The sequence below is a fragment of the Chryseobacterium sp. MEBOG07 genome (assembly GCF_021869745.1).
Taxonomy (GTDB): Bacteria; Bacteroidota; Bacteroidia; order Flavobacteriales; family Weeksellaceae; genus Chryseobacterium; species Chryseobacterium viscerum.
The window spans coordinates 771,612-792,246 of record NZ_CP084579.1 but is presented as its reverse complement, the minus strand read 5'-3'; the positions used below and the strand labels follow the sequence as shown (position 1 = coordinate 792,246).

22 protein-coding genes are annotated in these 20,635 nt (G+C 35.6%); 12 read left to right on the top strand and 10 right to left on the bottom strand.

Annotated features, from left to right (window positions below; genetic code table 11):
- The first annotated feature begins 1 nt into the window (after position 1).
- Positions 2-436: a DUF6759 domain-containing protein gene (locus LF886_RS03635; protein ID WP_236852765.1), complete on the top strand. Its 435-nt coding sequence runs from the start codon at positions 2-4 to the stop codon at positions 434-436.
- Positions 437-727: 291 nt separating this feature from the next.
- Here LF886_RS03635 and rpsB read toward each other — a convergent pair whose 3' ends face one another.
- From rpsB to rplM, 3 genes are all read right to left on the bottom strand, one after another.
- Entirely contained in the window at positions 728-1,489 is a 762-nt protein-coding gene (rpsB, locus tag LF886_RS03630) for a 30S ribosomal protein S2 (RefSeq protein ID WP_236852764.1), read from the bottom strand.
- A gap of 182 nt (positions 1,490-1,671) precedes the next feature.
- Entirely contained in the window at positions 1,672-2,058 is a 387-nt protein-coding gene (gene rpsI / locus LF886_RS03625; RefSeq protein WP_076560382.1) for a 30S ribosomal protein S9, read from the bottom strand.
- Between the two features lie 6 nt (positions 2,059-2,064).
- Positions 2,065-2,520: a 50S ribosomal protein L13 gene (rplM, locus tag LF886_RS03620; RefSeq protein ID WP_027375420.1), complete on the bottom strand. Its 456-nt coding sequence runs from the start codon at positions 2,518-2,520 to the stop codon at positions 2,065-2,067.
- A 347-nt stretch (positions 2,521-2,867) separates the two neighbouring features.
- Here rplM and LF886_RS03615 point away from each other — a divergent pair, with 347 nt between their 5' ends.
- Positions 2,868-3,977, top strand: a complete 1,110-nt coding sequence (locus tag LF886_RS03615) for a DUF3667 domain-containing protein (protein WP_236852763.1) — start codon at positions 2,868-2,870, stop codon at positions 3,975-3,977.
- A gap of 49 nt (positions 3,978-4,026) precedes the next feature.
- On the opposite strand, the gene LF886_RS03610 is transcribed toward LF886_RS03615, so the two are convergent.
- Entirely contained in the window at positions 4,027-4,359 is a 333-nt protein-coding gene (locus LF886_RS03610; RefSeq protein WP_124536679.1) for a hypothetical protein, read from the bottom strand.
- A gap of 248 nt (positions 4,360-4,607) precedes the next feature.
- Here LF886_RS03610 and LF886_RS03605 point away from each other — a divergent pair, with 248 nt between their 5' ends.
- The 5 genes from LF886_RS03605 to LF886_RS03585 all read left to right on the top strand — a co-directional run bounded on the left by LF886_RS03605 (position 4,608) and on the right by LF886_RS03585 (position 11,488).
- Positions 4,608-7,955, top strand: coding sequence for a methylmalonyl-CoA mutase family protein (locus LF886_RS03605; protein ID WP_236852762.1), 3,348 nt, complete (start codon positions 4,608-4,610; stop codon positions 7,953-7,955).
- A gap of 176 nt (positions 7,956-8,131) precedes the next feature.
- Positions 8,132-8,332, top strand: coding sequence for a hypothetical protein (locus tag LF886_RS03600; RefSeq protein ID WP_236852761.1), 201 nt, complete (start codon positions 8,132-8,134; stop codon positions 8,330-8,332).
- A gap of 79 nt (positions 8,333-8,411) precedes the next feature.
- On the top strand, positions 8,412-9,302 hold the full coding sequence (locus LF886_RS03595; RefSeq protein WP_236852760.1) for a hypothetical protein: 891 nt from the start codon (positions 8,412-8,414) through the stop codon (positions 9,300-9,302).
- 60 nt (positions 9,303-9,362) lie between these two features.
- On the top strand, positions 9,363-10,073 hold the full coding sequence (locus tag LF886_RS03590; protein WP_236852759.1) for a diphthine--ammonia ligase: 711 nt from the start codon (positions 9,363-9,365) through the stop codon (positions 10,071-10,073).
- A 305-nt stretch (positions 10,074-10,378) separates the two neighbouring features.
- Positions 10,379-11,488 (top strand): serine hydrolase domain-containing protein, encoded by a 1,110-nt coding sequence (locus LF886_RS03585; RefSeq protein ID WP_236852758.1) that lies wholly within the window; start codon positions 10,379-10,381, stop codon positions 11,486-11,488.
- Between the two features lie 14 nt (positions 11,489-11,502).
- Here LF886_RS03585 and LF886_RS03580 read toward each other — a convergent pair whose 3' ends face one another.
- Positions 11,503-12,222 carry a hypothetical protein gene (locus LF886_RS03580; protein WP_236852757.1) on the bottom strand — a complete coding sequence of 240 codons (720 nt, stop codon included), beginning with the start codon at positions 12,220-12,222 and terminating at the stop codon, positions 11,503-11,505.
- On the bottom strand, positions 12,219-12,542 hold the full coding sequence (locus LF886_RS03575) for a PadR family transcriptional regulator (RefSeq protein WP_103231261.1): 324 nt from the start codon (positions 12,540-12,542) through the stop codon (positions 12,219-12,221). The genes LF886_RS03580 and LF886_RS03575 overlap by 4 nt, the downstream gene beginning before the upstream one ends.
- 81 nt (positions 12,543-12,623) lie before the next feature.
- Here LF886_RS03575 and LF886_RS03570 point away from each other — a divergent pair, with 81 nt between their 5' ends.
- The gene (locus tag LF886_RS03570; protein WP_236852756.1) at positions 12,624-13,148 is read left to right on the top strand and encodes a 2'-5' RNA ligase family protein; all 525 of its coding nucleotides are present in this window, start codon (positions 12,624-12,626) and stop codon (positions 13,146-13,148) included.
- Between the two features lie 30 nt (positions 13,149-13,178).
- Here the strand turns inward: LF886_RS03570 and LF886_RS03565 are convergent, their stop codons facing one another.
- Positions 13,179-14,537, bottom strand: a complete 1,359-nt coding sequence (locus LF886_RS03565) for a M64 family metallopeptidase (protein ID WP_236852755.1) — start codon at positions 14,535-14,537, stop codon at positions 13,179-13,181.
- Positions 14,538-14,539: 2 nt separating this feature from the next.
- Positions 14,540-15,031 carry a hypothetical protein gene (locus LF886_RS03560; RefSeq protein WP_236852754.1) on the bottom strand — a complete coding sequence of 164 codons (492 nt, stop codon included), beginning with the start codon at positions 15,029-15,031 and terminating at the stop codon, positions 14,540-14,542.
- Between the two features lie 101 nt (positions 15,032-15,132).
- Between LF886_RS03560 and ruvC the strand changes: the two genes are divergently transcribed.
- From ruvC to LF886_RS03540, 4 genes are all read left to right on the top strand, one after another.
- Positions 15,133-15,687 (top strand): crossover junction endodeoxyribonuclease RuvC, encoded by a 555-nt coding sequence (gene ruvC, locus LF886_RS03555; RefSeq protein ID WP_236852753.1) that lies wholly within the window; start codon positions 15,133-15,135, stop codon positions 15,685-15,687.
- A 151-nt stretch (positions 15,688-15,838) separates the two neighbouring features.
- On the top strand, positions 15,839-16,909 hold the full coding sequence (locus tag LF886_RS03550; RefSeq protein WP_236852752.1) for a DUF4407 domain-containing protein: 1,071 nt from the start codon (positions 15,839-15,841) through the stop codon (positions 16,907-16,909).
- Between the two features lie 194 nt (positions 16,910-17,103).
- A complete protein-coding gene (locus LF886_RS03545) occupies positions 17,104-17,697 on the top strand; it encodes a phage tail protein (RefSeq protein ID WP_236852751.1) in 594 nt (197 codons plus the stop codon).
- 5 nt (positions 17,698-17,702) lie between these two features.
- Positions 17,703-18,395, top strand: a complete 693-nt coding sequence (locus tag LF886_RS03540) for a T9SS type A sorting domain-containing protein (RefSeq protein WP_236852750.1) — start codon at positions 17,703-17,705, stop codon at positions 18,393-18,395.
- A gap of 9 nt (positions 18,396-18,404) precedes the next feature.
- Here the strand turns inward: LF886_RS03540 and LF886_RS23870 are convergent, their stop codons facing one another.
- Positions 18,405-18,533, bottom strand: a complete 129-nt coding sequence (locus LF886_RS23870) for a hypothetical protein (RefSeq protein WP_262913037.1) — start codon at positions 18,531-18,533, stop codon at positions 18,405-18,407.
- 27 nt (positions 18,534-18,560) lie between these two features.
- Positions 18,561-20,411, bottom strand: a complete 1,851-nt coding sequence (locus LF886_RS03535) for a GEVED domain-containing protein (protein WP_236852749.1) — start codon at positions 20,409-20,411, stop codon at positions 18,561-18,563.
- Positions 20,412-20,635 lie beyond the last annotated feature (224 nt).

The following is a 20,635-nucleotide window of genomic DNA, read 5'->3' as shown; positions in this document are numbered from 1 at the left end:
GATGAAAAAACTATTCGTTTTTACCGGAATTTCAATGATTCTTACCAGCTGTAATGTAAATTATGGAGGTTACCCGGTAAGAACATCTTACCCTACGAATAATTCAGGTAACACAGCCAATACAGAAAGAGAATATAACGAGCTTATTAAGGGTTATAAGCCAGAAACAGCCGAAGTTCTTAATGATCTCCTCAACAGTGATGATCCCAAGAATCCTAAGACCTCTATTTCGGTAGAAAACAAATCTCCCTGTAATATGGTACTTACTGTAAGCGGGAACAATTTCTTCAAGAAAATCCCTATAGGTGCTGGAAAGACAGGATATACAATGGTTCCAAAAAATCAAAACTACAGGTTATCCGGAGTTGTCTGCAACTCCACTTATCAGAGTACAAAATTTGTAACCACCTCCTATTCTATAAAACTTTCAAAATAAAAAATATAACCCGCAGGATTCTGTGGGTTTTTCTTTTTAAAGAAGCATTAGTCATAAGAAATTTAATAGGCAGCCCACAACCTCTAAATAGATTATCCTTTGGACTTTCTAAACTCAAGGATAAAAGAACAAGCAAACAGTCTGTAAATGCTTGATAACGCAACATGGATACCCAGCACAGATTCAGATCTATAGGACCCAGTAGGATTTAAGAAATAGTTCTTGGTATAAACAATAAAAAAACGCTGGACCTAAATCCAGCGTTTTTCCTATATTAAAGAAAATCTTTAATTATTCTGCATCGAAATCAGCATCTGTATCAGCAGATACTTTTTCTCCTTCTTCTTTAGATTTTTCTTTATCAGCTTTTCTTTGAGACTGACCTTCTTTGATAGAATCAGAAACAACGCTCAAGATCATATCGATAGATTTAGAAGCATCATCGTTTCCAGGGATAACGAAGTCTACTTTTCTAGGATCAGAGTTTGTATCAACAATACCAAAAACTGGAATACCTAATTTCTTAGCTTCAGTTACTGCGATGTGTTCTCTTAAGATATCAACTACAAAGATTGCAGAAGGAAGTCTAACCATGTCAGAGATAGAACCTAAGTTTTTCTCTAAGTTAGCTCTTTGTCTGTCAACTTGTAATCTTTCTTTTTTAGATAAAGTTTCGAACGTACCGTCTTTTTTCATTTTGTCGATAGAGTTCATCTTCTTTACAGCCTTTCTGATAGTAACGAAGTTCGTCAACATACCACCTGGCCATCTTTCTGTAATATAAGGCATATTAAGTTCAGAAGCGTGTTTTGCAACAACTTCTTTCGCTTGCTTCTTAGTAGCTACGAAAAGAACTTTTTTACCTGCAGAAGTTAATTTTTCTAAAGCGCTGCACGCTTCATCCAACTTAACTGCTGTTTTATGTAAGTCTACAATGTGAATACCATTTTTCTCCATAAAAATGTATGGAGCCATATTTGGATTCCACTTTCTAGTCATGTGACCGAAGTGTACACCAGCCTCTAGAAGGTCTTTTACATTTGCTTTTGCCATGTTTTCTGTTTTTGTTAGTTTACTTTCCGTCTTTTAAACAATCAACAACTTCTTTAGATGGGAGAAGCGTTTGGATGCTAAACGTAACGGGCAATTTTTTTGTTTTGATAAATAGATTTAGATATAAGACAACAGACCGAATAAATTCTGAAATCTGAGATCTTGTATCTGAAGTCTGAAAATTAACGTTTTGAGAATTGGAATCTCTTTCTTGCTTTTTTCTGACCTGGCTTCTTTCTTTCCACCATTCTTGCGTCTCTTGTAAGTAAACCAGCAGGCTTTAATGCTAATCTGAACTCAGCGTTGATCTCGCATAAAGCTCTTGAAATACCTAATCTGATAGCTTCTGCCTGACCTGTATTTCCACCACCGAAAACATTTACGGTAACGTCGTACTGACCAACAGTCTCAGAAAGGATAAACGGTTGGTTTAGTTTGTAAACCATCACGTCTGTAGAGAAATAAGTTGCAGCTTCTTTACCGTTTACTGTAATAACACCAGAACCTGGTCTTACATAAACTCTTGCTACAGAAGTTTTTCTTCTTCCGATTTTGTGAACTATAGACATAATTAATTATTTAAATTCGTTAACATTAATTGTTTTAGGCTGTTGAGCTTCATGTTTGTGCTCAGTTCCTTCATATAAATAAAGGTTCTTAAGGATAGCAGCTCCCAATCTGTTTTTAGGTAACATACCTTTTACAGATTTCTCTAATACCTTTAAAGAATCTTTCTTTTGAAGTTCAGCCGCAGTCATAGACTTCTGTCCACCAGGATAACCTGTATGCCAGATGTAAGTCTTATCAGCCCACTTATTTCCGGAAAGCGTAATTTTCCCAGCATTCAAAACGATCACGTTATCACCACAATCTACGTGAGGTGTAAAGTTCGTTTTGTGCTTACCTCTCAAAATCTTTGCAACCGTAGAAGCTAGTCTTCCTAACGGCTGTCCTTCAGCGTCTACCACAACCCATTCTTTATTAGCAGTAGCTTTGTTCGCTGAAACAGTTTTGTAACTTAATGTATTCACACGTTTTAGTTAAAGATTAAACATAATTTACCCCTAAAAGGGTGTGCAAAGGTACAAATTATTTTTGTATCCCAAAAACATATTTTATTTAATCTATAGAATATCTGCTATAGTGCTGACCTTTAATAGATTTTAACACTATTAATACGTTTGGCATAAATCTTGAAAATGTTGTGGCGATGAAAAAAACGCTTAGAAGATTCTAAAAACACACATGACAAAGCAAAGAGTTTATTCCCTCAACTCTTTCTTTTATTAAATTTACTTTAAAGATTTCCGTAAAACACATCAATACAACTACAGTTTCATTGAAATAATTATATTTGTATCAATCATATTAATAATTCATGAGCCACGGAAAACTAAGAGATGATAAAACCTGTCTGAACTGCGGGCACCAGGTTGAAGAAAGGTTTTGCCCCCATTGTGGGCAGGAAAACACTGAACGAAGACAGCCTTTCTACTATCTCTTCACCCACTTTATTGAAGATTTCACCCATTATGACGGACAATTTTGGGGAACCTTGAAAAATCTAATTTTTAAACCCGGAAAACTTACCAATACTTATCTGGAAGGCAAGAGACAGCAATTCGTTCCTCCTGTAAAACTCTATATTTTTGTCAGTTTCATTACTTTTTTCATGTTTGCTCTTTTTCCGATGATCAATATTAATTTATCAGATGATAGAGATTCAGGAAATCACAATACACCAAGTTTTTTCGATAAAATAAAAGTGGCAGAGACGCAGAAAATACTCGACAGTATAAAAGCGGAAAAAAATCCAAGTCAGGGAGATTCTGCAACGATTAAAAAAATTAATACATTATTATCTGATTCTGTTAAGATAAACGATCTCAAAGAAACCTTTGAAATGAATAAGAAAATCGATGCAGATGTCAATTTTGGAGGATATAGAACAAAAAAGTCCTACGACTCTGCAACGGCTAAAGATCCATCAGCTTTGGATTTTATACAAACTCCATTAGCTCACAAGTTCTTCGAACTAAAGGAAAATGGTCTTACAAAAGCAGAAATCTTTAAAAATTTGGCGGAAAAATCTTTCCATAACATGCCAAAGGCACTTTTCATCTATCTTCCGCTGTTTGCATTCTTTTTATGGATTTTTCACAATAAGAAAAAATGGTGGTATTTCGATCACGGAATTTTTACACTGCATTATTTCTCATTCCTATTACTGACTATTCTATTTATATTCCTACTCGCAAAACTGGTAGATCTTACAAGCATTGGGCTGATTAATATATTCTTGTATTTAATAATAATATCACTGTCAATATACAGCATAGGATATTTCTTTATCGCCCACCGCCGGGTTTACCATTCCCATGGATTAGTAAGTATGATCATTGGTATGGCCTTACTGACCATTAATTTTATGGCATTTATGATTTTGGTTGTCGGCCTTGCCCTGGTAAGTTTCCTGATGATCCACTAATAATAAATAAGGCTGTCACATTTGACAGCCTTATTTATTTTATTTATTATTATTTTCTTAACGACTTGCTTGCCCTAAAGCTTGCAAATAGATAATAGGCGACAAAAACCGTTGAAAATTTCAGGATAGAAGGAATCGCCAGTTCTAGTTTAAAAATCAAGGCTCCTATAAGAACCAGAATTCCCATTGCTAAAAATGAAAGACCTAATTTCTTAGGCAGTGTAAAATTAGGAGTATCCAGATAATAAGCAATTCCCCAGGCAGAGCCAAAGGCAAAAGCATAATAAATATCCAGTCCGATATTCTCTGAACTTATAAAGAAATAATTGATCAGGAAGCTTACTACTGTTCCCAATGCGAAGTACATCAAAGCTTTTTGCATGTCTGTAAAAATATTCTGCAAAAATAGAGAATTTAATTTGAGAATATAAGATCTGTACATTTGAAAACGATGTTCACGCAACTCATTTTAATTCTGCGGTTTCCAAACTTTCAAAGTATCCAACTCAAAAAGGGGACATATAATTAAATAAACACAATCAGAAACCTGATAATCAAAACAATAAATTCAAACACCCGGTTCTTTTTTTATTGTTATATTTGGAAACTTAGAAACTTTCTAGAATTTTTATGGAAACCCAAAAATATACTCCAACCAACAAGGTAAGAATCGTAACTGCGGCCTCATTATTTGATGGCCACGATGCTGCGATCAATATTATGCGTCGTGTTATTCAGGGAACAGGATGCGAAGTGATCCATTTAGGACACGATAAATCAGCAGAGGAAGTTGTGAATACAGCAATCCAAGAAGATGCCAATGCTATTGCATTAACTTCATATCAGGGAGGTCACAATGAATATTTCAAATATATCTATGACCTTTTAAGGGAAAAAAATTCACCTCAGATCAAAATTTTTGGCGGCGGTGGCGGTGTAATTCTTCCGGAAGAAATCAAAGAATTGATGGATTACGGGATCGACAGAATTTACTCTCCGGATGATGGCCGTGAGCTTGGTCTTCAGGGAATGATTGATGACTTGGTCAACAGATCAGATTTTGCAACAGGGAAAGAAGTAACGGCAGATGATTTAGATTCTATTAGCTTTGAAAATTCCACAAGCATTGCTAAAATCATCTCTGCAGTTGAGAATTTCTCGGAAGAAAAACCTGAGCTTGTAAAAGCAATCGACGAAAAATCTAAAGGTTTAACTATTCCAATTATTGGTATCACAGGTACTGGTGGAGCTGGTAAATCTTCTTTAACAGATGAATTGGTAAGACGTTTCTTACGTTCAAATACTGATAAAAAAATTGCTATTATCTCTATCGACCCTTCGAAAAAGAAGACAGGAGGTGCTCTATTGGGAGACAGAATCCGTATGAATGCAATCAATGACCCGAGAGTTTATATGCGTTCTATGGCAACCAGAGAAAATAACGTTTCGGTTTCTCCCTTCATTCATTCTGCATTGAATGTCTTGAAATTAGCTCATCCTGATGTTATCATTTTAGAAACGTCAGGTATTGGACAGTCCGGTTCTGAAGTTTCTGATTTTGCAGATGTTTCCATGTATGTGATGACTCCTGAATATGGAGCCTCTACGCAGCTGGAAAAAATCGACATGTTAGACTATGCGGATCTGGTAGCGTTAAATAAATCTGACAAACGCGGCGCTCTTGATGCTCTACAAGCTGTAAGAAAGCAGTTCCAGAGAAACCATTTATTGTGGGAAAGCCCATTAGACGATATGCCTGTTTATGCAACAAAAGCATCTCAGTTTAATGATCACGGAACAACAGAATTATACAACAGATTAATTTCAAAAGTAAACGATAAATTCTCCGACTTACAACTAAAAACATTTGTTGAACAGGAAATTACAGAAGAAGTAACCATCATTCCTCCAAAAAGGGTTCGTTATTTATCTGAAATTGTTGAAAACAACAAAATATATGATGCGAATGTTGAAAAACAGGCTGAATTAGCCAGAAAAATGTATCATATTGATGGAGTAAAAAATATTATTTCCAATGAAATTTTAGATGCCGAATATCAAAAGGCAGAAAAAGATCTTCAACAGGAAAATATCGACTTCCTAAAAACATGGGATGATACGAAAAAAGCCTTCCATGAAGAGTTTTATTCTTATTTCGTTCGTGGAAAAGAAATTAAAGTTGAAACTTCAACAGAATCTTTATCCCATTTAAGAATTCCAAAAATTGCCTTACCAAAATATACGGACTGGGGTGATCTGATCAAATGGAAAGGTCAGGAAAATCTTCCTGGAGGATTCCCTTACACGGCCGGAATTTATCCTTTCAAAAGAACAGGTGAAGATCCTACAAGGATGTTTGCAGGAGAAGGAGGGCCGGAAAGAACCAATAGAAGATTCCATTATGTTTCTGCAGAAATGCCTGCAAAACGTTTGTCTACAGCCTTTGACTCTGTGACTTTATATGGTCAGGATCCTGCTTTACCACCAGATATTTATGGTAAAATCGGAAATGCAGGAGTTTCTATTGCAACACTGGATGATGCAAAAAAACTGTATTCAGGGTTTGATTTGGTGAATGCATTGACTTCAGTTTCAATGACAATCAACGGACCTGCTCCAATGTTGCTGGCTTTCTTTATGAATGCAGCCATTGACCAGAATGTTGAAAAATATATCGCTCAACATGGGTTAGAATCTAAAGTTGAAGCTGTTTTAAAAGCAAAATTTGACGATAAAGGTTTAGAAAGACCAAAATATAATGGTGAACTGCCTCCATCTAACAACGGTTTAGGGTTAAAACTATTAGGAATTACAGGAGATGAAGTTATTCCAGCTGAAGCTTATGCTGAAATTAAGGCTAAAACGATTGCCACCGTTCGTGGTACCGTTCAGGCTGATATTCTAAAAGAAGACCAGGCTCAGAATACCTGTATTTTCTCCACTGAATTCGCCCTGAGATTAATGGGTGACGTTCAGGAGTATTTCATTACAGAAAAAGTAAGAAACTTCTACTCAGTTTCTATTTCAGGATACCATATTGCAGAAGCAGGAGCCAATCCGGTTTCTCAGTTGGCATTTACCTTAGCAAACGGTTTCACCTATGTGGAATATTATTTGTCAAGAGGAATGGATATCAATGATTTTGCACCCAACTTATCGTTCTTCTTCTCTAACGGTATCGACCCTGAATATTCAGTAATCGGACGTGTAGCAAGAAGAATCTGGGCAAAAGCTATGAAATTAAAATACGGAGCTGACGAAAGAAGCCAGATGTTGAAATACCACATCCAGACTTCAGGACGTTCTCTACACGCTCAGGAAATTGATTTCAATGACATCAGAACGACTCTTCAGGCGCTTTACGCGATCTATGATAACTGTAATTCACTTCACACCAATGCTTATGACGAGGCGATCACAACTCCTACTGAGCAGTCTGTAAGAAGAGCAATGGCTATTCAGTTGATTATCAACAAAGAATTAGGATTGGCTAAAAACGAAAATCCATTACAAGGATCATTTATCATTGAAGAATTGACGGATCTTGTAGAGGAAGCTGTTTATACAGAATTCGACAGAATTACAGAAAGAGGAGGTGTTCTTGGAGCTATGGAAACCATGTATCAGCGTTCTAAAATTCAGGAAGAATCTATGCATTACGAATGGCTGAAGCATACCGGAGAATATCCTATCATCGGGGTTAATACTTTCCTTGGAAAAGACGGCTCGCCAACAGTTCGTCCTGGAGAAGTTATCCGTTCTACTGAAGAAGAAAAACAGGTTCAGATTGAAACGCTTCATAACTTCCAAAAATCGAACGAAGACAAGTCTGAGGCAGCATTGCGACAATTGCAATATGCAGCTATCAATCAGCAAAACTTATTTGGTGTGATGATGGATGCTGTAAAATACTGTTCTTTGGGACAAATTACCAACGCTTTATTTGAAGTAGGCGGTAAATACAGAAGAAACATGTAAGCCCGTAGTTGGGCATACATTTTTTATACATTAAAACCTCAAGGAAATTTCTTTGAGGTTTTGTTATTTTTAATGTGAAAAAATTCCCAATTTCCAGCACATTCAGTCACAATGTTTGTTAAATGCAAAAAAATGAATTGACCTTTACTATATATTTGCCATCAAAAAAAATTTGAATGAGAACATTTATTAAAATTATTTCGGTATTGGGTCTTTTTGTGGTATTAAGTTCCTGCAAAACATCTTCTGTAAAAACTTCTGAAAAAAGCGATATGGTTAGAAATGCTGAAGAACTACAAAAAAGAGAACAGGCGGAAAAGGAAAAGCTTGATATTACAAGCCCAATCAACAACTACGGAAAGCCAGCTTCAAAATAAGGAAATCTCCTTTATGATTAAAAAACTCCTGAATAGATCAGGAGTTTTTTGTATTTTTAATCTAAACAAAACTGATATCATGGAAAAAGAACTTCGAATCAATGAACCATGTCATGTAGGCAGAGAAAATATGCGGGACATTCCTGGTGGTAGTTTTTGTGGTTTTTGCTCAAAGAAAGTCCATGATCTTACGCAGAAAACAGATGAAGAAATCAAAGTATTATTGCAATCCAATGAATCCATTTGTGGAAGAATTCAGGCTGGCAGAATATCTACTCCTGATAAAAGGCCAGTCATCAGTTATAGTTTGTCTGAGATTCCTTTTATTAAAGTAGCGGGAGGGATTTTCCTCTCTGTTCTGTTAACATCCAATATCCAGGCACAAAAAACAAAAATGGATACCCTCCGAAACTATGATAATCTGGATGGACTTATTGTCTATGCTCTAAAACCAGTAGATGAACCACCTTACGGATCAAAAGGATATTATCCAAAGCGTAGTATTACCCAAAATCTGAAAGTTAAGCTTTTGAATAATGAAAAAATCTTAAACCAAAATTATTTTATTACGATTCTTACTCCCACCCAAAAATTCAGTTCGGGCTATGAGAATTATATAAATATTCCTTCCGATGATATCAAATTAAAAAACATCTTTGTGATTGAAGGTCCAAAAGGTCAGAATGATGAATGGAACAAAAACAAGTATTTTCTTTTTGTTGAAGACAGGCAAATTAAAGATGATTCCTCTATAAATCTAGATCTGAATAAAGCAAAAGAATTGCATTCAAATCTAAAGAATAATGACTTTCTATATTTTCTTGATGGTCAAAAAATTTCCAGAGAAGAATATGAAGAAAACAAAAAGAAAAACAATATCCGGTCTTATTTTCTAACTGAAGTCTATGCGAAAGAACTCTTTGAAGAATATGATGTAGAAAACGGAGTGATCGTATCCTACCGGCAGTAGTATTTCATATCGCATCAATCATAAAATCTCCTTATTTTTGGGAGATTTTTATTTTTTAAAATGAAACCAAAAGCTTTATTCAACTGGAGCAGCGGAAAAGATTCTGCGATTGCCCTTTATAAAATCCTTCAGGAAGATCAATATGAAATTTCTACACTGCTTACAAGTATCAATGCCGAATTTCAAAGGATTTCCATGCATGGTGTTCACGTTTCTCTATTAGAAAAACAAGCGAAAAGTCTCGGAATTCCTTTAATTAAAATGGAACTTCCCAAAGAGCCGTCCATGGAAAAATATCAGCAAATTATGAGTAAAACGATGGCTGAAATTCAGGCTCAAGGCATTACTCATTCTGTTTTCGGAGATATTTTTCTGGAAGACCTACGAAAATATCGCGAAGACCAGCTCAATGCAATCGGCATGAAAGCTGTATTCCCGCTTTGGAAGCAGAACACTTCCAACCTCATCCATGAATTTTTAGAATTAGGGTTTAAAACAATTGTAACCTGCATTAACGGATCTTACCTTGATCAAAGTTTTGCAGGACGAATCATAGATCAGAAGTTTCTTGATGATCTCCCTGAAAATGTAGATCCATGCGGTGAAAACGGAGAATTTCACACCTTTACTTTTGACGGGCCTATTTTTAAAAACCTGGTTCCGTTTGAAATTGGAGAGACCGTCAGGAAAACCTATCCCAAGCCTAAAACATCTCCTGAAGAAGAAGATGAAGACTATGTTTTCTGGTTCTGTGATCTGCTGTTAAAATAAGCCTGTGAACATTCATCCACAGGCTTTACAATCTATTATTTTAATGTGGCCCCTTTCATTCATAATCCCGACGACCAGCTGAATATCTTTTCCATTGCCCATCCCGTTCACAAAAACAACTCCTTTTCAAATCTACTTTCATGATCTTTTGACAGATCATCTATTCAATACTCTTTAAAGTTGTATTAAATCTGGATTAAATTGATCCAAAACCTCTTCCTAGCACGCAATTTGTATCCCTTACTGCTCTTCTGGATATTTTAGTATCTTTAAGAGTACAATCATTATTTAAAAATACAACACCAGTGATAAAAAATTTAGTATTCCTCTCCATTTTCTGTTTCTTGTTTTCCTGTACAACCGAAAAACCATCAGCACCTCCTGTTGACAAAAAAGCAATTATTGATTCTACCATCTCTGCTTTTCAGAAAACCCTTTTAGAGCAACAGATTGATTCTGCTTTTAAAAAGTATCATTTTAATGGAAGTATTGCTGTTTTTAAAGATTCTATCACATTGTACAAAAGAGAAAACGGTTATTCAGATTTTAAGAAAAAAACTAAAATTGACAGCAGTACCATTTTTGCCATAGGGTCTGTAAGCAAGCAGTTCACAGCCGTTCTGACCTTACTTCAGATGGAACAGGGAAAACTGAATGTGACAGATAAAGTTTCAAAATACCTCAAAGAATTTCAGACCAAGGAATATGAAAACATTACGATTCACCAACTATTAAACCATACTTCAGGATTGAACATGATAGGTGGAAAGCTGATGTTTAAGAGCGGATCAGATTTCTTCTACTCCAACGATGGGTTTAATACTCTTGGAAAAATTGTAGAAAAAGTATCTGGTAAATCATATGATGAGAATGTTCTTGAGCTTTTTAAAAAAGCTGGGATGGCCCATTCCTCCACTGGAGATATTTTTAAAGGAAATAATTTTGCCAGTGCTTATGTTGGTACCCCTGCTAAATTTTCAGAAGTGCCCAATATGCCAAAAAGATTAGGCGGACGGGAAATAGGGACTCCAGCCGGCGGAATATTGTCAACTATTCAAGACCTTCATTCATGGAACAATGCTTTGTATGGTGGGAAAATTTTAAAACCCGAAACCCTGAAGCTTTTTATGGCAAAAAGTGCGGAAAGACACCATGCCATATTTGGAAAAATGGGCTATGCCTACGGAATCATGCTGAATATAGGGCAGCCTAATTCTTATTTTCACAGTGGCTATATCAAGGGATCTCCTTCATTAAACATCTATTATCCTGAGACCAAAACGTCTGTGATCATCCTGTCTAATATTGCAGATGAGGAAAAAGGAAAAGGTGTGATCTTCAGACCTCATATTGAAGTAAAAAAGATTACAGATCATCTTGAGAACACCCTTACACAGCTTAGATCAAAACATTAGTTTTAATCATATAGTTATGCGATTTTAATGAATTCCTTCATTTTTATCAAATTCTTTTTATGTTCAAGAAAATTCAATACAGCAAAAACAAGAGCTGTCTGTAGGACAAATGGAAGAATCAAGGTGATCGAGGTCATGAAAACATCACTATGATTTTGTTCTTTGATAAACTGGTAACCATAAAATCCGCTCTTCATTGCTACCTGAGTCATTGAAGTAGTACATACAACCATCAATCCCAGGTTCTGCTGATACATGGTATAGAGGCATTTTCCCCTATATTTAAAATCAGCCTTTATATATTTCCAGATTTTATAATTAAAAATCCAGACCAATATGGTCATCACTACAAATGAACCGTTTAGCAGTCTGAAAAAGAGCTGATATTCCTCTTGATTTCCTGCTATAAAGATCAGCAACAGGTTAATCACCAAAGCTGAAGTACTTATTATTAACGATTTTTTGAAAAGACCACTATATTTCTCCTGGATAATTCTTTTGGCAATCAAAGGTACTTTCTCCGGATAAAACAACAGATAATTGACCATCTTAAACTCTCCATTCCAGGATTCTTTGATCTTTATGAAAGCATCTTCAAAACTCAAATTCTCATTGAACTGCAGATCCAAAATCTGACTGATCATATGATCCCTGATTTCCACAAGAATATCCAATGAAAGCTGCTGAGCAATAAGATAATCTGTGACTTTACTTTCCTCTGCTTCGGTTATCATATATTGAAAATTGTCTGAAGATTTAACAAATAACTTTTCATCTCAGTCTCTTTTTCGGCCTGTTGCTTCTTACCCTTTTCAGTCAGCAGATAATATTTCCGGTCTCTACCATTGATCTTCTGAAGCTCAGAAATAATCATTCCCTCACTTTCCAGTTTGTGCAGCAATGGATAAAGTGCCCCTTCAGTCATTTCGAGCTCACCTTGTGTAAGCTCTTTTGCCCTTTGGGTGAGCTGGTAGCCATACATTTTAATCTCTTTTGAAAGAAGCTTCAAAATAATATTCTGCAGGGTACCTTTATAAAGACTGTTCTTTTTCATGAAATGATTTCTATACATTGCAAACATATGCATAATTTTCTTATGTATGTAATTTTAATCTAAAATCTTTTAATTTGTCTTATGAAAAAAATGTACTTCATCGCAATCTACCCTCCTCAAGAGATCATAGAAGAAGTAAAAGTCTTTAAAAGAGATTTGGCAGTTAATTATGCCAATTCGAAAGCGTTGAAAAATGAAGCCCACATTACTCTTTTTCCTCCTTTCTCCAGAGAAATTGAGCTGGAAAGTGATATTCATACTGCTTTCCAGAAGATCAATACAGCAATGGATCCTTTTACTATTGAACTGAACGGTTTTGGAAGTTTTCCCAATCCCAAAAATCCTGTATTATTTATTCGACCGGAAGAAAATTTACACCTGACCGAAATTTATCACAATGTAAAGCAGCAGTTTAATTTTGCAAAATATTCTTTCACTCCGCACATGACTGTAGGATACAGAGATCTGACCTGGGAAAATTACCTCAAAGCCTGGGAAAAATATAAAGAACAGAAATACCAAACTAAATTCTTAGTTGACAAAATTTTACTATTACGCCATGAGGGGCAATGGGTCCCTATTGCAGAAAAAAGACTGCAAAAATAAAACCGGCTGTGGGAGCCGGTTTAGTTAAATTTATTCTTTTATAATCTTTTGAGAAATAATCAGGTTCTTATTTTCTTTTACATTTAATAGATAAGTCCCTGCCGGGAAGTTTTTAATATCAACCTTTATTCCGGAATCTTTCAATTCAAATCTAGATGGAATAAGCCTTCCGGAAGCATCATATACTTCAATTTTTACATCTTTTGAAAAATCCTGCTTCCCTTTAATATAAAATTCTCCGTCTGTAGGATTCGGATAGATACTGAAACGTCTTTCTTCAGCTTTTACTTCTGATACTCTAAGAGTAGATTTAGTCAGTGTCCAGGAAACGTTTGTTACATGCAGCGTACTGTGGTTATCTACTTTCAAAAGTGGATTATTATCTACGACAGAAAATGTCAACGTATTATTTCCGCTATTAAGTTGTGCAGGAGTAATGGTAATAGAGCTTCCTGTAGATCCCAGAACCGTTCCATTGAGACTCCATGTATTGACCAATGTATTAGGAATAGGAAGAATTTCAGTAACATTAAAAGTAACATTTGCGGTAGCATCCACGGAAGTATTATTTGCCGGAGTATAAGAATCTACAGGAGAAACCAGGGTATGTATCTTTTCAATAATTGCTTCTTTACACACAGAACAAAACTGCTGGTTAAGATATCTCATCTCACAACTCTGATGTGGTCGGAACCAGGTTGGACTTTCGGTATAAGGATACACTCCTACTCCGTTCAACCCTACCCAATTTTTCCATTTTATAGTAGCAGGGTCTGAGTTTTGTGTTTTATTTGCGGATTCAAGCGAACCGGCAAACCAATATTCATCGGCTAATTTACCGAAAGAATGCCCTAGCTCATGCACAACAATTTCATTAGCAGATCCATTTAAGGAAGCAAAAGCGTAAGTTCCTCCACATCCCCCATATTCGGTAGAATTACCCAATACATAAGTGATATCATAATCTGGAATATTGGCAGCAAGAACCTGCCCCACTTTATTGGTTGTATTACTATAGATGCATCTATGTACTCCCACATCGAAAGTAGATCCAAGATAATTATTAGGATTGGATACAGGGATTACAGGCTCTGTAACATCTGTTGCTGTTCCGGGATGTTTCACTCCTGATTCTGTTGAAACCACTTTTACGGCGTAGGCATTAAAGTAATTTTTATATTCTGTATAAGGACTTTTTGTAAAAAGATAATTGATGGTATTTTGAGCTGATGTGGTAAAAGCAGTTTGCTGTGCTGCGGTAAATCCGTCTCCCAGCACGGCAATAATAACACGCTTGCTATTGTCTCCATTCTGCAAAAGCGGAACTGTTTCAAAGGTCTGTGCAAAGCAGCAGCTTCCGATAAAAAGGGATAATAAAGTTTTTTTCATAATTATAGTTTTTGTGTGAATAATAGTTGTACCCCATCCTCTGTTGCCTTCTCTACCTTCACGAGCTGAACATTTCCTGAATAGGAAAATCGGGCGCTGAACTCCGTATTTTGAAGGGAAGCTTTATGTCTGGAAATTCCTTCTTTTTCATACACTTCCAGCTCAGGATTTAAAGGGTCTTTCACAAGTTGCTTTGCCACTTCTTTTCCACTTGACTCTGTCAACGTAATGATAAGATCTCCTTTGTGAACTTCATTTCTATTAAAAGAAGTGATATGTTTCAATCTGCCGTCTGAAATTTTAGTATTCTGAAGAGCAATTTTCACATTTCCTGATTGATCCTTATCCGCCTTGAAAAACAAGTAAATAATACGATCACTCTTTACTGCGACTTTTGTCTGAATCAGCTTCCTATCTTGTGATAATTCATTTTCTTTCTGGAAACTGCATAACAGAAAGACAGGAGCAATTAACATATTAAATAGATTTTTCATAATCATTTTTGTTTAAAGTTACTAAAGTTTTAAATATAAATAAAAATCACTTTTAATACTTTTCATCTTTCAAAAACTTAGAAAGTCCTATCTTTGAGGCAATGATTTCAGAGAAAATAATTTTAGGGATTGACCCGGGAACAGCCATCATGGGATTTGGTATCATCTCCGTAAAAAAAGGAAAAATGGAGATGGTTTCTATCCATGAACTCATCTTGAAGAAATATCCTAATCACGAAACAAAGCTTAAATATATTTTTGAAAGAACACTGTCTCTTATCGACGAGTTCCATCCTGATGAAGTAGCCCTGGAAGCTCCTTTCTTTGGAAAAAACGTACAAAGTATGCTGAAACTTGGCCGTGCACAAGGGGTTGCTATGGCTGCCAGTCTTTACAGAAATATTCCTATCACTGAATATTCTCCAAAAAAAATCAAAATGGCCATTACCGGAAACGGAAATGCCAGCAAAGAACAGGTGGCAGGAATGTTGCAAAACCTTCTCAACTTAAAGGAATTTCCTACAAAATACTTAGATGCTTCCGATGGTCTTGCCGTCGCGGTATGTCATCATTTTAATTCCGGGACCATAGCGGATACCAAATCGTATTCCGGGTGGGATAGTTTTTTGAAGCAGAATCCGGATAGGTTGAAGTAATTTTAGATTTACATTTATAATTTTCGCATATCAACTTTAACCTATTAGATTATAATAATTTATACATACATATATAGTTACTTGGTAAAACATAATACTATCTTTAACATTGGTATGATTTTTAGTATTACCTTTGTATAAATTTTCAGCTATGAAAACAAACCAACAAACTATAAATCAAGGAACTCATAAAATAAACTGGTTCCAAAAGTTTCTGATGGTCTGTTCCGGAGGGAACATCCATATTTTAAGAAAGACTCCAAGTGAATGGAATAAATTTTCTGGGATTGGAGGGATCGTACTTTTCACTGCGGTATTTGCCACTTTATCTGCAGGATATGCTATGTATACTGTATTTGACAATATCTGGGCTTCAGTAGGGTTTGGAATTCTCTGGGGATTGATGATTTTCAATCTTGACCGTTACATTGTTTCTTCCATCAAAAAAACCGGAACCTGGTGGAACCAAATTCTGATGGCCATTCCGCGTCTTATCCTTGCTACATTTTTAGGAATTATTATTTCTAAACCATTAGAGCTTAAAATCTTTGAAAAAGAGGTAAACAAGCAATTGAATACCATTATTCAAAGGAATAAAAAGCAGCTTCAAGGGGAGATGAGCGGAAGAATTCTTCAGCAAAGCGGACCTTTTGAAACAGAAAAACAACAGATTTCAGGAAAAATTGCTCAGTATCAGAAATCATATGATTCTGCTTCCGTAGAACTTGAGAAAGAAATTCTGGGTAAACAATCTGGTTTAACAAGTGGAAAGGAAGGCTATGGACCTAATGCTAAACGTAAACAGGAATTAAAAGAACAGCGCAGACAGGATCTGGAAAATTATCAAAAGCAAGCCGCTCCACGACTGGAATATCTTGATAAAGAAATATCCAAGGTATATACCAATCTGGAAACCGAAAGAAAATCTACAGAGACTTTTGAAGATAAATTCAATGGTTTTGCTGCAAGGCTTCAGGCGTTGGATGAACTTGGAAAAAACTCTGCAATTATAGGACTTGCAGCGTCCTTTATCATGGGATTGTTTATCTGCCTTGAGATTTCTCCGGTTTTGGTAAAATTAATTTCACATATAGGTCCTTACGACTATCTTTTAGAAAAAACGGAAAACGATTTCAGGCTGTACTCCAAAGAAAAAATTGAAAAAGGAAATGCTTTGACAGATTTCAGGATTGAGGATTTTAAAGATAACTTGAAAAATTAAAGATGAATACTCAATTCACAATCATTATATGTATCACCTATTGAGTTTTTAAATATTAGAGATAAAATCTATAAAAACCCAAATATTAACTAATAAAATCCACATTTCATTAAATAAATGAAAGGTTTTTCTTTTTATGATTGATTTTATAGGAAATATTTTATAATTTTATATTACTAAAAATCCTTGTCATCATGAAAAACTTATTTTTCGCATGTACACTGCTAATCTGCGGTGCATTTGCTCCTGCTTTAAAAGCTCAGGCATCAGACCCATATTTAGGACAAATTGCTTTTGTACCTTACATCTTTGTTCCGAAAAACTGGGCAGAATGCAATGGACAACTTCTTCCCATAGCACAAAACCAAGCTCTTTTTTCGCTTCTGGGGACAACTTACGGAGGAAATGGAACAACTACATTTGCCTTACCGGATATGAGAGGAAGAGTACTTGTTCATAACGGACAGGCTCCAGGAGGACCCACTACTTATACTATGGGACAAACCGGAGGAACTGAGAGCGTTACTTTAACAGTGACACAAATGCCGGCACATAGTCATACAGTAAATGCTGTAACCGCTGAAGGGAATCAAAATTCCCCAACTAATAGTCTTCCTGCAGATACCAAAATTCTTGATAAAGAATATTCTGACGTGGCAGGGAATACTACAATGAAGAGTACAATGATAAACAACACAGGAGGAAATCAGGCCCATGAAAACAGACCTCCTTTTATTACTCTGAAATGCATTATTTCATTAGTAGGAGTCTTTCCATCCCAAAACTAATCATTATGAAAATTCTTTACTTATTATGTTTGACCATCGTAAGCTCAGCTTTCGCTCAAACAATAACTTTTAATGGATGTCCGAATCTGTTCAGTAGCCCACCCAATACTTATACCTTTAACAAAACCGGAGTAGATGCTTTTAATAAGAACATCTATATGACAACTCCTATTGATGGTGGACAAGATTGTAGCGGGCTAGGAACCTGTGAATTTAAAATCCAATGGAACAACACTCTTACGAGATGGGAGTTTCTTGGTGATGAAGGAAATGGTACTTTCACAACTCCATTTTTAATTTATTATAACTCAACAGGAAACAATTCTGTTCCTATACCTCCCGGCAACAGTATCGGAACCTGGGTTGAAAATACAGCCATGACGAACGGACAATGTGGAGGAAATCTTACCGCTGTAAACTCTACAATGACTGGTGATGTACAAAATACCACATTAGGAACATCGGAAAATTCGAAAAATAAAATCCAGATTTTCCCTAATCCGGTGAGTGATTTTATACATATTTCCGGTATTGACAACGGATTGTCTGTCCAAATCTATAATATGGACGGACGTTTGGTAAAATCTGAATCGTTTGATTCAAAGATTGACGTTTCTCAACTTGTCCCTGGTGGATATGTAATGAAAATAAATACCAGAAATTTTCAGATTCATCAATTTAAATTTGTGAAAAAATAAACTCGTATTTTATAGAAAATAAATGATTAAAGCTTTCGGAATTTCCGGAAGCTTTTTCTTTTCAGGATAAGAAGTATTTTTCTTTAGGATAGATACATTAAGATTGAATAAAAAAATGCCTCCACTAAATGGAGGCATCAATATTTATTTTAAATTTTGATCAATTTATTTGATGATCAATTTAGAAGCTTTAGATTCTTTTCCATTAGAAACCTGAATCATATAAACTCCTTTTTCTAACTGTTGATCTACTTTGAAAACTCCACTTCCTTCTTCAGTTACAGATGGGCTAGCTACCAATCTTCCTGACATATCAGAAATAGAAACTTTTAAGTTTTTACCGTTTTTAGCTTTAATAAAGATCTTATCTCCAGTTGCTACCGGATTAGGATAAATTGTTAAATCACCATTATCTGCTTTCACTTCACTTGTTCCCAAGTTGGTAACAAATTTCACTGTATAATCCTCAACTTGTCCGTAATTCAACTGTCCACAAGGAGTCATATTAGGATTCTCATCATCCACAAGAACTCTCATCCTAAGTGGAGTATTCAATACTACTAAAGCTGGAGCAGTAATCGTAGTAGTATAAGTACCTATTGCAGTAACCGGATCTGCAACAATATCATCACCTGAAGCCACAAGTTCAGATACTTCAAAACTACCGTTATTATTATAATCGATCCAAACTCTCACGTCATTTGCAGAACCAGATACATTCACCTGAAGATTATGAGTTCCTGTTGCAGAAAGCTCAGTTGATGTAGCTTTCAGGCAGCTTGCTCCTGTATAATCTTCATAAAAATTAGGAGCTCCTGACCAATATCCTGTCGAACCATTGTTTATATTTCCTAACTTAACCAAAGTTGGTCCTACAAAAAAATCATCAGGAGTATCTATCCCACTTGGGTTACATGTAGCAGCAATAGGCGTTCCAATTGTAGAAGCTGCAGATGGAGCTGTTGCTCCTAACGAAGTACTTAATGCCCCTCTCAATAAGAAGAAATTAAGAGCAGCCCTATCATGTTGCCCATTCGTAAATTTGAATGCCGTTGGATTAGTATAGTTCATCATATTATACTGTACTCCCTGATAGTTTGTTCCAGTACAATAATTCATATCATTATTGGTAGGCGCAGGATCATTCAGCAAGCTTCTTGACCTTTCTGTATCACACACCTGGTCATTATCTTTAGTACAGTTATTAGTAGTTGCTGCTGGGCAGTAATTAGTAGAAGTAGTCCCTAGTGGTGGTTGAGCATTGGCATTTCCAAAAGTATGAAGCAACCCCATACTATGTCCAAACTCATGAGCTAAAGTAATATCGTCCTGTAAAGTAACTACAAAAGATTTCATAAAGGATTCGTAAGCAGAATCAGGGTTTTGAGGCAATCCTGCCCATCCCATGATACCATATTGTCCACCACCATCTACTCTGTTCATAATATAAATATTAAAGTAAGAAGCTTCAGGCCAGTGTGGAGCAATTGTTTTAATTTGGTCTGTAGTAACACCTGCCGTACCACTACGATTTACCCCATTTGCATCATATCCCGGAAGAGTACCACCATTGTATCTAACAATCCCTGTAGTAGCATTACAGTTAGGATCTCTCTTTGCCAATACCAACTTGATCGGCATTGTAGCTGCAGTACCAAAATCAGCAGGAATTCCCTGAGCCCATTGATAAGTACCTGCATACATTTGATTACAACGATCCAGCCAAGCCTGAATTTGTGCATCACTCTTGTTATAAGCACTTCCTACAGTAGCACCAGTAGGTGCTATTACGTGTACAACTACAGGAATTTCATAAACTCCATTTACAATTTTGTATGCACTTGCATTTTTAGCAGAAGTATTTTGATTACTGCTGATAATCTTGTCACGGATATTACGAATCATTTCGTCAACTTTTCCGTTCTGTTTTTGATGCACTCTTTGTTCGTTATCAAAATCACACCAATCTTTTTTTGCTGTGCTGATACCGACAGGGATAGCAATAATACTCCACAAAGTATAGTTCTCTTCATTTCAATAATTTAAAAAAATTAAACAAGTTGCAAATTTATTAATTTCATGAATCAATCAGTGATATTTATAACTAAAAATCATCACAAAATTTAAAACTTCACTACAGTTAGTAGAAAAAGACACATTATTGTTACAATTTAATCTAAAAATAAAATTAACATCATTTTAAACAGTATCTATTTTAATTAAATTATTATCATTAAAAA

Coding starts and splice junctions, on each gene's coding strand:
- LF886_RS03565 (WP_236852755.1), bottom strand. CDS start 14,537: ATGAAAAAAACTTTATTATCCCTTTTTATCGGAAGCTGCTGCTTTGCA.
- LF886_RS03610 (WP_124536679.1), bottom strand. CDS start 4,359: ATGCAAAAAGCTTTGATGTACTTCGCATTGGGAACAGTAGTAAGCTTC.
- LF886_RS23870 (WP_262913037.1), bottom strand. CDS start 18,533: ATGCCTCCATTTAGTGGAGGCATTTTTTTATTCAATCTTAATGTATCT.
- rpsI (WP_076560382.1), bottom strand. CDS start 2,058: ATGTCTATAGTTCACAAAATCGGAAGAAGAAAAACTTCTGTAGCAAGA.
- LF886_RS03580 (WP_236852757.1), bottom strand. CDS start 12,222: ATGATAACCGAAGCAGAGGAAAGTAAAGTCACAGATTATCTTATTGCT.
- LF886_RS03615 (WP_236852763.1), top strand. CDS start 2,868: ATGAGCCACGGAAAACTAAGAGATGATAAAACCTGTCTGAACTGCGGG.
- LF886_RS03540 (WP_236852750.1), top strand. CDS start 17,703: ATGAAAATTCTTTACTTATTATGTTTGACCATCGTAAGCTCAGCTTTC.
- LF886_RS03595 (WP_236852760.1), top strand. CDS start 8,412: ATGGAAAAAGAACTTCGAATCAATGAACCATGTCATGTAGGCAGAGAA.
- LF886_RS03560 (WP_236852754.1), bottom strand. CDS start 15,031: ATGAAAAATCTATTTAATATGTTAATTGCTCCTGTCTTTCTGTTATGC.
- rpsB (WP_236852764.1), bottom strand. CDS start 1,489: ATGGCAAAAGCAAATGTAAAAGACCTTCTAGAGGCTGGTGTACACTTC.
- ruvC (WP_236852753.1), top strand. CDS start 15,133: ATGATTTCAGAGAAAATAATTTTAGGGATTGACCCGGGAACAGCCATC.
- LF886_RS03605 (WP_236852762.1), top strand. CDS start 4,608: ATGGAAACCCAAAAATATACTCCAACCAACAAGGTAAGAATCGTAACT.
- LF886_RS03550 (WP_236852752.1), top strand. CDS start 15,839: ATGAAAACAAACCAACAAACTATAAATCAAGGAACTCATAAAATAAAC.
- LF886_RS03570 (WP_236852756.1), top strand. CDS start 12,624: ATGAAAAAAATGTACTTCATCGCAATCTACCCTCCTCAAGAGATCATA.
- LF886_RS03590 (WP_236852759.1), top strand. CDS start 9,363: ATGAAACCAAAAGCTTTATTCAACTGGAGCAGCGGAAAAGATTCTGCG.
- LF886_RS03635 (WP_236852765.1), top strand. CDS start 2: ATGAAAAAACTATTCGTTTTTACCGGAATTTCAATGATTCTTACCAGC.
- LF886_RS03600 (WP_236852761.1), top strand. CDS start 8,132: ATGAGAACATTTATTAAAATTATTTCGGTATTGGGTCTTTTTGTGGTA.
- LF886_RS03545 (WP_236852751.1), top strand. CDS start 17,104: ATGAAAAACTTATTTTTCGCATGTACACTGCTAATCTGCGGTGCATTT.
- LF886_RS03575 (WP_103231261.1), bottom strand. CDS start 12,542: ATGAAAAAGAACAGTCTTTATAAAGGTACCCTGCAGAATATTATTTTG.